This is a genomic window from Hungatella sp. L36, assembly GCF_014288035.1.
Genome location: NZ_JACOPC010000031.1, coordinates 23,057 through 35,239 on the forward strand (window position 1 = coordinate 23,057; position 12,183 = coordinate 35,239).

At 47.3% G+C, this 12,183-nt stretch carries 16 protein-coding genes; all 16 read right to left on the bottom strand.

From position 1 onward, the window contains the following. Positions 1-2: 2 nt before the first annotated feature. On the bottom strand, positions 3-248 hold the full coding sequence (locus H8S80_RS32915; RefSeq protein WP_117624142.1) for a helix-turn-helix domain-containing protein: 246 nt from the start codon (positions 246-248) through the stop codon (positions 3-5). 16 nt (positions 249-264) lie between these two features. Next, positions 265-2,061, bottom strand: a complete 1,797-nt coding sequence (locus tag H8S80_RS32920) for an AAA family ATPase (protein WP_117624143.1) — start codon at positions 2,059-2,061, stop codon at positions 265-267. Positions 2,062-2,079: 18 nt separating this feature from the next. Next, positions 2,080-2,955 (bottom strand): hypothetical protein, encoded by an 876-nt coding sequence (locus H8S80_RS32925; RefSeq protein WP_117624144.1) that lies wholly within the window; start codon positions 2,953-2,955, stop codon positions 2,080-2,082. A gap of 95 nt (positions 2,956-3,050) precedes the next feature. Then, positions 3,051-3,473 (bottom strand): single-stranded DNA-binding protein, encoded by a 423-nt coding sequence (locus H8S80_RS32930; protein WP_118033372.1) that lies wholly within the window; start codon positions 3,471-3,473, stop codon positions 3,051-3,053. 202 nt (positions 3,474-3,675) lie between these two features. Next, positions 3,676-4,119 carry a hypothetical protein gene (locus H8S80_RS32935; protein ID WP_117624146.1) on the bottom strand — a complete coding sequence of 148 codons (444 nt, stop codon included), beginning with the start codon at positions 4,117-4,119 and terminating at the stop codon, positions 3,676-3,678. 10 nt (positions 4,120-4,129) lie between these two features. After that, positions 4,130-4,744: a hypothetical protein gene (locus H8S80_RS32940; RefSeq protein ID WP_117624147.1), complete on the bottom strand. Its 615-nt coding sequence runs from the start codon at positions 4,742-4,744 to the stop codon at positions 4,130-4,132. 11 nt (positions 4,745-4,755) lie between these two features. Continuing rightward, positions 4,756-5,322 carry a sigma-70 family RNA polymerase sigma factor gene (locus tag H8S80_RS32945; RefSeq protein WP_181988074.1) on the bottom strand — a complete coding sequence of 189 codons (567 nt, stop codon included), beginning with the start codon at positions 5,320-5,322 and terminating at the stop codon, positions 4,756-4,758. A gap of 30 nt (positions 5,323-5,352) precedes the next feature. Continuing rightward, positions 5,353-5,763 (bottom strand): zinc-finger-containing protein, encoded by a 411-nt coding sequence (locus tag H8S80_RS32950; protein ID WP_117624149.1) that lies wholly within the window; start codon positions 5,761-5,763, stop codon positions 5,353-5,355. Between the two features lie 147 nt (positions 5,764-5,910). Beyond that, a complete protein-coding gene (locus H8S80_RS32955; RefSeq protein ID WP_117624150.1) occupies positions 5,911-6,258 on the bottom strand; it encodes a hypothetical protein in 348 nt (115 codons plus the stop codon). Between the two features lie 42 nt (positions 6,259-6,300). After that, positions 6,301-6,534, bottom strand: a complete 234-nt coding sequence (locus tag H8S80_RS32960) for a DUF6133 family protein (protein ID WP_207729922.1) — start codon at positions 6,532-6,534, stop codon at positions 6,301-6,303. 178 nt (positions 6,535-6,712) lie between these two features. Continuing rightward, positions 6,713-7,591 (bottom strand): type II secretion system F family protein, encoded by an 879-nt coding sequence (locus tag H8S80_RS32965; protein WP_117624151.1) that lies wholly within the window; start codon positions 7,589-7,591, stop codon positions 6,713-6,715. Positions 7,592-7,596: 5 nt separating this feature from the next. Continuing rightward, complete coding sequence (locus H8S80_RS32970; protein WP_117624152.1) at positions 7,597-8,517, bottom strand: type II secretion system F family protein; 921 nt, start codon at positions 8,515-8,517, stop codon at positions 7,597-7,599. Position 8,518: 1 nt separating this feature from the next. Then, positions 8,519-9,886 carry an ATPase, T2SS/T4P/T4SS family gene (locus H8S80_RS32975; RefSeq protein WP_117624153.1) on the bottom strand — a complete coding sequence of 456 codons (1,368 nt, stop codon included), beginning with the start codon at positions 9,884-9,886 and terminating at the stop codon, positions 8,519-8,521. Then, positions 9,870-10,694 (bottom strand): CpaE/TadZ family protein, encoded by an 825-nt coding sequence (locus tag H8S80_RS32980; RefSeq protein ID WP_117624154.1) that lies wholly within the window; start codon positions 10,692-10,694, stop codon positions 9,870-9,872. Before H8S80_RS32980 ends, H8S80_RS32975 begins: the two co-directional genes overlap by 17 nt. Before the next feature lie 4 nt (positions 10,695-10,698). Next, on the bottom strand, positions 10,699-11,553 hold the full coding sequence (cpaB, locus tag H8S80_RS32985) for a Flp pilus assembly protein CpaB (RefSeq protein ID WP_117624155.1): 855 nt from the start codon (positions 11,551-11,553) through the stop codon (positions 10,699-10,701). 41 nt (positions 11,554-11,594) lie between these two features. Next, positions 11,595-12,059, bottom strand: a complete 465-nt coding sequence (locus H8S80_RS32990) for a prepilin peptidase (protein WP_181988075.1) — start codon at positions 12,057-12,059, stop codon at positions 11,595-11,597. Positions 12,060-12,183 lie beyond the last annotated feature (124 nt).

Genomic DNA, 12,183 nt, shown 5'->3' on the forward strand with positions numbered 1-12,183 from the left:
ACTTACAATCCTTTCTTTGTCAGGTCCTTACATAACAGGTCATCCACAGGAATATGGGAATATTGGGCCAGTTGCAGTACAAAAGCAACAGAAGGCAGGCAATTTCCTTTTTCATACTGGGAGATACATTTTTGTGTGGTTCCTAATCTTTGGGCAAGTGCTTCTTGGGAAATTGGGGGCTTTTTTGACAGCCGCAGATATTTGAGATTGTGTGGAAAATTAGATAAGATAATTGATTCAACTGGCATGTTTTCTCGCCCCCTTCTACGCAGCAAACTTTTGCGCCAGGCAGGTGGACAGGATCTCAGCACGGTTTTCGGCGTCACTGGACACAGACGATAATACTGTGTATTTGGCCGCTTCCAGAATACTTCCGCAGACCATATAAGACTGGACCCAGGAAATCAGTTCCCGGACACCACAGCTTCCATCTGTAATCATTGTTTCCCGACAGTGCTCAGCTATTTCCTTAATTGCATCAGCCATTGACATTACGGCCGTCTGATCGGTACAGCCAGTGAGTCCCATAACGCGTTTCGCCATTACATCCGCATCAGGGGTATCAATATCCATTACAAGGTTCATTCTGGATATGATAGACTGATTCATGTCCCGGCAGCCGGCATAATTGCTGTTTGTCGTTACCACAACAACCGTGTCGGGATGACGCTGTATGGTCTCCCCGGTTGGAAGGGTGATACTTGCACAGCGGTCCAGCAGGGAGTTTAATCCTACAAGGACACCTGGATTTGCGATGACGGTAGGCTCCTGGATCTCAATCACATATCCATTCCGGATTGCACGTACCAGAGGCGTATCCACATAGCGGAACCTCTGGCCCTGGGATTCAGAACCGGCCTCATGTTGTGCTTCTGCTTTTATGACCTCCAGAAGTTTGTCATAGACCTGTGCTTCAAGGATATTTTCATCATATATGCCCGTCAGCTTGTAATAAGCAGACGGAGGGTCCATTTGGATATCTTCAAACGTGGGATAAGAAGAGATGGGGGAATCCGTACTGTTCCCTGTATCTGGCAACATCTGCCCCAGGAAATCAAAGATTTCGCTGTTTGCGGAACAGGTGTAAAAAAGATACGGAAGGCCCAGTCCGGCGGCAATCGCTTTTGCCCCTTCTGTCTTTCCCGTACCAGCATCTCCACGCAACATATAGTTGCGCATTGGTTGAGCGGTACTGGTAGTAAGTTTGGTGTGTTTACATATGGAGACAACTTCCGGAGGAATGATATACCAATCCGGGAGCTGTGGAATAAGTTCCTTTTCTAACGGGGTAAAGTTTCGATTACTGGTTGCGTAGCTGCCGACAAAGTCCTCATGCCGTAAAAGCGGAGTGAACTTGGCAGGGACAATTCCGGGAGATAAAATCTGAAAGGCACCAAATAAGGTGCTGGTTGGATTATAGACCCCATTCTGCATGTTGAGCGGGGTCAGCTGACCGATGTTCCCAGTTGAGGGAATCGTAAGGCTGATACCAGCAGGAATGGTACTTGCCAGCTCACACCTCCGATAAACATTGTCACATAACACCGCAGCGTACTTTGCAGCTTCATCTATATCCGGATATCCCGCTGAACGGCAGGCAGCCAGTTTGTTATAGTATTCTTTAAATTCGTCATCGTCCAGAGCCTCTGTCATTAACGCAAAAAAGAGGGCGGTGCCGGTATTCTTGCCATCCTTGACTGTATACACCGTGGGAGAGGCAGACGGGCTGCTGTAACATCCCGCAATAAACTTTCCTGTAGTTTTATTGAAGACAACTACATGGATTTCTCCGATACGGCTATGATACTCGGCCATTGTCAGGTTGTTTCCCTGGGTGCCGATGGCCCCGTTCCCTGTTGCTCCGGGAGTAATTGAGGTATCTATATCCATATACGCAAGAATCGCTGCGATTGTCATAGAATGGATGGTCGCCCGCGGGGTGCCGGTCATATTGTTATATTTGGAATGGACATCGGTTCTTGCAGCATTTGGCAGGCTGTCAAAGGGAGCCGGAAGTGCCCGGTTCCATGTCCAGCTTTCAAATAGTTTTGATCTTGGCATTCGTTTTTCCTCCTCTCTTTACATCCAGGAGATACAGAGGCTGTCTTTTCTGGCCGTAGCCTTCAGCTCATTTTCCTTAAAGATGTTAATGAGTTCATTCCAATAATTTTTAGCCGGGAAATTATCCAGATGTTTCTGGACGGCTTCTTTGCTGTTCTGCATAACAACGATATCGCCGTTCTCCTTAATGGAAAGACGCGAATGGCCTTTGGCGTTTAAATCGGTTATGAGAGTTTCCAGCACTTCACGGCCGATCAGGTCATACCATACCCTGACATCTACAACATCAGGGACAGTTTCCGGAGCGGGAGCTTCAGGCTGTTTAGGAGCTGCAGGTTTCACTGCAAAATCCTCCACAATCAGCATTTTGATATTCACCCGTGCAAAGCGGTCAAAGCAAATGTCCGCATGGGTGTTGTTTTCAATACCATCTGTTTTTACCCGCACGGTCTGGCCGTTTAAAATAGCTTTCAATTCTGGTGTATCCTGCCATTGCCAGGTTGCTCCCGAATAAGCAGACTGTAATTTCTCTGTGATCCGGAGCGCGATGTGGCACAGCATTGTATTCTGTTCTTCCAGTGTCAGATCTGTTTGATTGGTTTCAGCGGCTGGACCTGCCTGCTTTACGATTTCTTCTGCAACAGGTTCCTCCCGCTCATATATCGGCTGGGGCCTCAGCTGGAATTGACTCCATGAGGTCTGGAGCTGATGACCGATTAGATGTCTCAGACCCTTTGTCCGTTTGAACAGGTAACAGCCGAGAACAATGATTAACCATATCACCGCAGCGCCTGCCATAAAATACTGTGAACGATCATTTGGAAGGCATACGGCCAACAGGATCAGAGTAACGATTAAAACTTTCATGCTTGTAGAAAATACAGAATGTTTCATGATGTTCTCCCTTCTTTCTTAAACAAAAAAAGAGGAACTGCGTTAGAAACAGATTCATCCTGTCTCTTAGCAATTCCTCTTATACCCATTCAACATTAGTTAAATGGAAGTCCATTCTCTCCAGCTTCAGCAGGCACATCAAGGAAGCCGTCCTGGCTTTCCGATTCGTTGTTGTTGTCTGCTGGTTTTGCTTTGCTTGTGGGTGCGTAACACCAGTCATAAAGCGTGACTTTGGGGGAGTGATCCTTTGACTGATCGGCTCTGGTGTATTCTGTGATATCCAGATTGCCGACAATATAAATCAGGCTCCCTTTTTTAACGCCAGCCTTTACCATTCGCTCTGCCTTTTCGTCATAAAGGACGCATTGCAGAAAAATGGCATGTTCTTTGTCTCCAAAGCCTTTGTCTACGGCGAGGGAGAACGAAACGTAAGGGGTGTTATTACCGTTCTGGCTCGTTTTAAGTTCCAGATCAGCAGTTACCCTTCCGAATGTGGAGATGGGCGTCAGTATGTTCATAATTGGTTCCTCCTTTCTTAAAAAAATATCTATAAATAAAAAAAAGTGCCAAAGAATCCCTGTTAAAATCAGGGTGATTCCTTGACACATTTCAATCTTAAACAACGTGTGCTGCGGGGGCCGCATATGCACAAAAATCAATCACACTAGAATATTAACACAATATATAGATGTTGTCAAATATAATATTCTATATATTGCGTTAATGCTGATTTTCAAGCAGCTCCAGGCCAAGGAAAGCCTCTGTTTGAAGCGTCTTCTTAATATAAAGAGGGTAGGAAACCTCTTTTCCTTGAAATGAATTTTTAAAATACAGCCGGTATCGGAGACCGGTCTGGATCTGGCTGCTTTTGGGAAGCTGCAGGTGGTAGATTTCTCCGGTATCATCGGTAATCTGTACCTGGCAATATTTCTTCAGCGTATACTGCCTGTAAATACAGATCCCCTCCAGGCAGTAATACGTTTTCTTTTTTATGAGCTGATAGAGGGACAAGCCGTTGCTAATGCTGCCCAGGAAGAGAACGGTACCAAGGATCAGAAGGATGCAGTCTCCAGTACAAAAATAAAAGAGTATGCTGAAAAGAAAACAGCCAGTTCCTACCAGTAAGGCAAGAACCAGCTGCTTGAAAAGTGGGGGAGGTATCATAATTAGTCTCCTATAAACAGTCGAAGATAATCAGTCTTTTTAAATACAGGTTTGCGATTGCGGTAATAACAGTCTGCTGATAGTCCGGCGAGGCGGAAGGAAGAATAATTTTCTGTGTCTCCATGTCCCGAATTAGCTCAGAGGGAGACAGGCGCCGGTTCCTGCTTAACCGGAAAACATATTTTTCACATGGATTCAGCTTCTCTTTCCGGAATATCTGGACGGCCATTCGGAATGGCTGATTCATTATCAGATGGAAAAACGCATAGATTTTTGCCACAATTCCACCTGTAATCGGTTTTATGTATAAATATCCCAGCAGGTCGCATAGGGCCTCTAACCCGGTGTAACCACAGCCGGAGGTCACCAGTCCTCGAAAAACCAGGCGCTTTAAGTACCGTTCAAAGTCCTGTTCATCCAGAAGATGAAGCTCAGCTTCTTTTTCTCCATAGAGGCTTTTCAGTTCATCAAACGTGAGTAGGTTCCACATCAGGCTGGACCACAGGAGCAGCTCTTTTGTATCCAGCCGGTGTTCCTTCCCATTGGCGGTTATGACTGGATAGGACACGTTATTCTTACCGGATACTAACCGGTAATGTCCGATGGAAGTATATAGTGTAATCATATGGTATCCTCCTATGAATAGCATAAATCTGTCAGTGGGTAGTCTGCCTTCAGCCTGCTCCGCGCACGGGAGATCCATGCCGAAATATGGTTGGCCTTAACATGGTAGAGGTTAGCGATTTCCACATTGCTGTATCCCTGGTATTTGAGTGCAATGGCCTCTATCCCTTTTTTGGTAATCCCGTTGTAATTACTCTTGGCCCGGTTCAGCAGCTCCAGAAGTTCTTTTTCTGACAGATACGCGTCCGGTTCCTGGGAATCATGGATAATATCCAGATAGCTTTCTCCCTCATCGGATGAAAGCGGGGAGTCCAGGTAACAGAGACGGCTTTGAATATAGCTGGCATGTTCCCGGTGATCCTGAAGCATGTTGCGGATGACTCTGCAGGCGTAGGTTTTAAAAGTGGCCCCCCGGTCCGGCCGGTAGTGCGCTGCAGCCTTACACAGGGCAATGCAGCCAATCTGGTATAAATCTTCAAATTCCATACCGACTACACCTTTCTGGTATCCAACCTGATAGATGAGACTTTCTACTAATGTTAGATGGGTAAGGATTAAATCCTGCTCTTTCTCTGTCATAGAAATCATCCCGCTTTCCTTTCTGCCTGGCTAACAGGCGATTTGATTATTTTCTAATACGGCCCGGCATTCTGCCATCAGAGCGTCACACATATAATCACTGAAACAGCCGATGTGAGCCTGTTCCGATGAGAGGCCGAACCGGTCCCTCATCCAGCAGTAGGCATTTCTGCGGCTCATGATATTGGACTTCCAGATTTTATCGAAAATCTGATGAGTGCGAATCCGTTTATTCCTTAAATCTCCGTTTGCCAGTGATCCTTTGGGGATCATGGTTCCAGCATGGACTCCAACATAGGAATTGCATTCCGGATAATTGGAGCAGACGTAAAGATAATCTTCCCGCGCTTTATCTTTATAAATATAGGAGGCCGGCCGTAGTATAGCTGGTCGGTCGCAGTATGGACATTTGATAGAAGCCGGTCGTTTTTTATGTTTCATGAGGCTGCCTCTCCTTTCTACTACTTACAGTATACATAAGCTGTACGTATTGTTTGCTATTATTGTAGAAAATCCGGATATAAATAGACAGCGCAGGGAGAGCAAAAATCATGTCATTTTTATCTAAAGTTACAGGATTTACCATTTTCAAATCCTATTTAGTAAATCGAGTATCTGATGATACGGGCATGTATGATCGGATACAGTGTGAAGCTCGATCCATTTGTGGTACAGTCGCAGGAAATCCTGGTTTCCTATTCGGCCATTGCAGTCAGAATAATCAATTTTGCACCCGAAGAACTGTTCTGCATCGGATATGGGAAGCAAAATAGGAGAGCCGTCCGAACCGGCAATAAACAGAAAATCTCCACAGTGAGACTCCTTACTGTAGCCACAGACATTGCAGGAAATATAGAGTGCATTGCGGTAATTCCCCTGTGCGGCATCCATAAAATCAGCGATGGTTTTTAAGTTCACACCTAAGATTTCAGCCATAAAATCACCTCCTTCCTGTCCTGATTGCGTTCGGAACCACGATTAACCAAATAATGCCTCGATTTCATGTGTGATCCGTGGAATAACCGTGTCATTGAAAATTCCGGAGAGCGCTGTCAGGAGCAATGCACCAAGTACGACTGCAATAATGATTTTGACGCCATCTGAAATGTAAAAATCTCCCCGCTCATTGCAGAGCGCTTCTTTGGCCTGTCTCTTTGTATTCCATACGGTAAAGGTTGTTGCAGCTGCGGCGCGGTTAATTAAATTTCTCATAGTTTTGTTTCCTCCTGATAAAAATAGTTGTGATGATCCCGACGACTAACAGAACGGCCGGGATAGTGAATAACTTTCTCATAGTGAATCCTCCTTTGCTGGCTGCCCGTATGGGCGATTTCCAGGGAGCTTTTATCATAAAAAGCCACTGGTATACATCGGTTCCCCCTCCTTTCCGTTAGAAAAATGATCCCAGAGATCCGACGACCTCGACAGACAGGACCACCACATAGATGAGCAGAATGCAAAAAAGCATCATCATGGAATATTTCTGCATCTGTTTGGGGCGTTTGGCTGCTTCCTTTTTCAAATTGTTTTGTTCAATCTGACGCATATCAAAGGTGAGCATCTTAAAAAACATTTGCTGATCGTCACCACGGAGGGTCCCGATCAGGCCCCGGATAATATCAGAGAGCATGGTGCTGCCAATCCGGTTTTGGAAGCGCAGCAACGCATTTTCATAATTCCCGGTCACCATATCCGCAATGGTTACGTCCAGTTCATGCCCCAGCTCCGGACCTGCCACACGGCGGTAGGAGGACAGGATTTTGACAACATCCCGGTCATTCTCCAGATTGTGTGTAATGGTAACCGCAAAGCGCGGCAGTTCCGCCTCAATGATTTTCTTTCTCTTTTTTACATAGTCAAAGGCTTCATAATAGGTGGCAAACCACATCATGACAGCCAGGCCGAGCAGGAGAAAACCGAAAAGCGGCATAAAGGTGAAGCAGGGAAGCGCCGGTAATGCGACGGCCAGGGCTGTGATGTATGCCTTCAGAGTGTAGCTTTCCGGCGTCAGATGAATTCCGGCGATTGCCAGTGTGGTCTGAAGGCGGTTCTTCTTTACCGGATCGAGTTTAACAAAGCGGGACAGACCTACAGCCAGTTTTGATACATAGACATCAAACAGCTTTTCTTCTCCGGTCCCAGTCTGCTTTTTGGCGCGCATCATTGTTTTGGAGGTCCGTGCGGTCGGAACGTCGATGAGCGCGCAGGAAAGATGGTATATGCCAATTCCTGTAAAAACCGCCGCACATAGGATTAAAAGTCCGATCATAGATATCACCCCTTGTATTCGATTGGTTTACTCAGCTGCATGATTCTGGTGAACGCGAAGAGCACAATGCCGCCGCAGATTGCCAGTGTCAGTTTCCCAGGTGTAGAAAACAGAAGCGTCTCAAACCAGGACTTATTTAAAAAGTACAAAAGCGGTATATTGCAGACTACCAGGAACATCATGGCGAAGGCTTCCTTTTTTGGCTCATTGATGATGGCCTCCAGTTCAGACTGAATAATACGCATGTCGGAAAATTTCTGAACGGTAAAGGTAAGCGTATTCTTCATGCTCCGGTCCGACTGGCATTGGATTAAGGTGTTGCACCACTCATGGAAGATAACATTGGGAATCTTCATTTTCAGACTGTTCAGGGCTGAAATCAGGTTCGCATTAATGATTTCCGCTTCCATAATGAACGCTTCAAAATGTCCCTTGATAGGTGGATTTAAGTAAGGGATATTTTCCTTAACTGATTTCAAAATATCTCCAGTACGCAGGTAGGAGGTGGTTACCACGGAGATTGCGGTTTCCAGCTCCTCGTTTAAGTGTTTCTTATAGATCATGGCGGTAGAGCGCAAATACCAGACCGGTGCAAAAGCAAATCCCGCGCCGAGCACTGGGATTAAAAACAGGTTGTTGAAGAGAACGGAAACAAGCACTCCCAGAGAAAATCCAATCAGGGACAGGCGCTTCACCATGGTAAAACGTCCCTCCCTTCCGGTGGTCTTTAAGAGCTGTTCAATCTCTACGGTTTCCCGGTTAAAAAAGCCTTTTGCAGGTTTTCCCAGTATTGCATCAAGGTCGTCCTTCAGTGTGCTGGGTTTTCCACGGGCGGCAAGCTGAAAAAAGTCTTTGAAATTGACGTTTAACAGAGTCATGGTCCCGCCTGCCACCAATAAAAATATGACAATCTGAATCCAAAGCATTTTATAGTTCCTCCTCATGATTGATAAAGGGCTGCAGCTCTGCGGCGGATATACCGTTATCCAGGAAACGTTTCTTCAACGATTCCGATATGTACCCTAATTTCCGGTGGCGGCCTACAACTTTTATGTGTCCCTGGGCATCGGTCTGATTGTCTGTGACATCAAACTGATATAATGGGCGGTAGATCAGACGGCCATCTAAATAATCCTCGCCTTCAATAATCTGCATGACCTTCCGGCTTCCGTCCTCCAGCTGCTTTGTAAAGACGACAATCGGATAGGCTTCTACCATAATCTGCATTAAGATATCGTCTGCCATGTTATACTTTCGTTTGGCAAGCGTCATCATTCTGCGGTAGGTGGCCTCTGAAGAGTTGGAGTGGATGGTGGTGACAACGGTATGGCCGGTTCGGGAACTCTCAGCTACAGACAGGGCCTCCTTAGCGGAACGCATCTCGCCAACGCCAATCACGTCCGGGTGTTTTCTTAAAACACGCTCCAGAAGCAGATCCTGGTCGATATCCAGAGCCGGATTCTCATGGGGCCTGGTGAGAAGATGGACCACACTGTTAATGGCATTTCCGTTTTCGTCCCGTTTAATTAGGTCAAACTCACGGCTTCCCTCTTCAATGGTGATGAGGCGCCGGTTATCCGGCACCATGGAGAGCAGCCAGCTCATAACTGTGGTTTTGCCGGAACCGGTGCTGCCGGCAATGCAGACAGATACTCCATACCGGATACAGCAGGTCAGAAAGTCCAGCATTTCCCCGGTGGCGGAACCGGAACCAATCAGTTTCTCCCTGGAGACAGACTGCTGGTTCACAATCCGAATGGAAGCGTTGATCCCGACTTCCGGATCAACAATCGGTGTCTTGTCCACAGAGATACGGATATTTTTATCAAGAAATCCAATCACGGACGGCATGGTATCATCAATTACCATTCCGCAGGTGCTCAGAAGACGCCGGATCACATCAATGGCGTGCTGCGGACTTAAAAACTTGTCCGGGATTTTTAAGGATCGGCCGCCGCTCATGATAACTTCGATGTCATCATAGGCGTTAATATTCACTTCCTCGACGCCCTTCTTGTAAATCCAGTGCTTCAGGAACGAGCAGCCTGCCATATCCTCATAGAGCCTTTCACTCAGGGCTTCTAAGCTCAGGCCCTCCACGGCATAGTTGCATTTCATGACATACTGCATGATGAATTCCTGAAGAAGTGCTTTCGCCTTCTCCTGGCTCCCTTCTCCAGAGAGGGTGTTGGCATGATTCGTGGTGCAGTATTGCTGAACATCGGCCAGGATATCCTCATAAGTCATGCCTTCTGCTTTGGCAGAATTGAAAAAGATCTCATTCAGTGAAGTCATGATCGGTTTCCACCTCCTCTGTATCTTCCGATGAGGATTCCTCCCCGTCCGTGTCATCTGGCAGGATCATCTCTTCCGATGGCTGCAGGCGCTCTTTTACCAGTTTTAAGGACTGGAGATAGTGTTTATTGCAGTACCCCAGGGCGTGAAACATCTCACCGGAGGTACCGCAGCGCTCTATTTCTTTGGCGTAAGGGAGCAGGCCGTCAAGGCAGCCTATTAAATGTCCCATTTCATCAATGGCATGGAACGGCCGGGCCATGCCGGCAAACGTTAAATGATCCTCGAAATGAAATTTGGCATCTGTGAGCAGCGGCTGGTGCGCTTTTAAGTAATTCACCCCGCGCAGATCCGGTGTGAGAATCCGGATTGCCAGATCGGAAGCCTCAATCGCTGTGGGTGTAAAAAAGTTGATGACATGGGAGCTGCAGTCCAAAATGATGAAGTCCACCAGCTTTGCGGCCTCCAGGATCAGCTGCCGGATCTTCTCATACTTCAGCTCCGGATAGGAAAAGGGAGTTTCGCCTGCCGAATACCCCATCACGCCAATGAAAGGGTAATCCTTCAGAACACATACCCGCTCCGCAACCAGGGCCGTGTTAATCTCCAAAGCAGACAGGACATTGCCGATGGAATCCGAGGCATCAAACAGGCGGTCGGGCATCCAGACCGGCAGCATGGGAGTGGAGGAGTCGGCATTGATAATAATGGCCTTCTCTTTTCCGGCCGTGAGGACTTTTGCCAGGTTACAGCAGAACATTGATTTTCCGGAACCGGGATTACCCCAGACAGTAATAATTTGTGACATGGCATTACCTCCTGTTCTGCTCCGGTTCAGTCTCCGGTGTCGTTTCTTCAGACGCAGCAGAGCTTTCTTCTGTCGTTTCGCCGGTCGTTTCCTCCGGGACATTCAACTCTGCATCCGCATCTTCATTTTCATACAGCTGTGTCAGGATTTCAGCCTGCTGGTTAAGCAGCTCCTTGGCAAGAGCTTCGTTTCCCCTGCTGATAAGCGCCACATGCAGCATTCCTTCATTTTCATACTGGGTGAGCAGTATGGCCTGTTCGGGTGTAGCCTGAACTGTGAGTGTAGCCGTCTGGAGTCTTTCTTCGTCCTCCTCCGGCTGTTTGGTGTAGTCGATGTCCAGTCCCTTTGAATCGGAGACGGATAAAACCTTCACAAACTTCAGCTCCGGAATGTCCTGCACTACATTTAAGGTCCCGCTCAGATCGTTATAATGGTACAGGCGGATAATATCCCCAGACTGCAGCTTATCGGACAGCCCGGCAGCCAGGGATTGAACGGTGATGGAGATAGCGACCATCCCATCGGGGATTGCGTTTAAGGTAAGGTCAGATGATAAGGGGGTGCTGCTGACCTTTCCGGAGAGAATATAGTCTCCCGGATAGAGACTGGAAGCTGCATAGGTTCCAATCACATCCTCCAGTTTGGTTGCCACGTTATCTGGCAGGTTAAAGCCGCCAACCTCCGCCAGTTCCACGTCTTTGGCTGTAATGGGATCGCCGCGATCCAAAGCGGTTGTGATGCGTACAATCTCCACTTTGCTGTTGGTTTTCCGTGTAACAGTCGGAATGGCAATGAAGGCGATGATGGCTGCCAGCAGAATACTTAAAATTCCGTACAGGAATCGGCTGTTTACTTTCATGTCAAGGTTCTCCTTTTAAAGTTGTTCTATTGTGAAGCCGGTTAAAACCGGCATTGAAGGGATACCGCCATTATGCTTCCCAGAAAAAGAAAGGGAGCAAACGGCAGAGAGGTCAATTTTCGGTAATAAAAAAAGCGCTCCAGGGCCTGAAAAGCCAATGCACTTAATGATGCGGCAGTTAAAATAAATAGCACCCCATAGGGGCCGTACAAGATTCCCAGTAGTGCGGCCAGCTTGATATCGCCGCCGCCGATTCCATTATTTGAAACCATGGCAGCGATGAGGAGCAGAAGCCCTCCAAAGAGGAATCCCATCACCGCCTCTAAAAAGCAGAAGGCGGGAATAATGGGGACCATTGAAAGGTTTACCGGTATAGACAAGAGGCACCAGAAGAAGAACGGGATAAGCGCGGCGTTCTTAATCTTCCGGTGCCGGATATCATATTCTGCAAAAGCGGCCAGGCACAGCAGGGAAAGGCTGTGGTAACAAATCCACAGGCTATTCACGTTTTGTATAGTAGGCTAAGCACCCGGCGCCTTACCGTGTTGCCACGGCAGATTTCCAGATACTCGCCCCCGAACCGTACTTACGCCTCTCGACGTATACGGCTCTCCAATTACCCTCTACCTT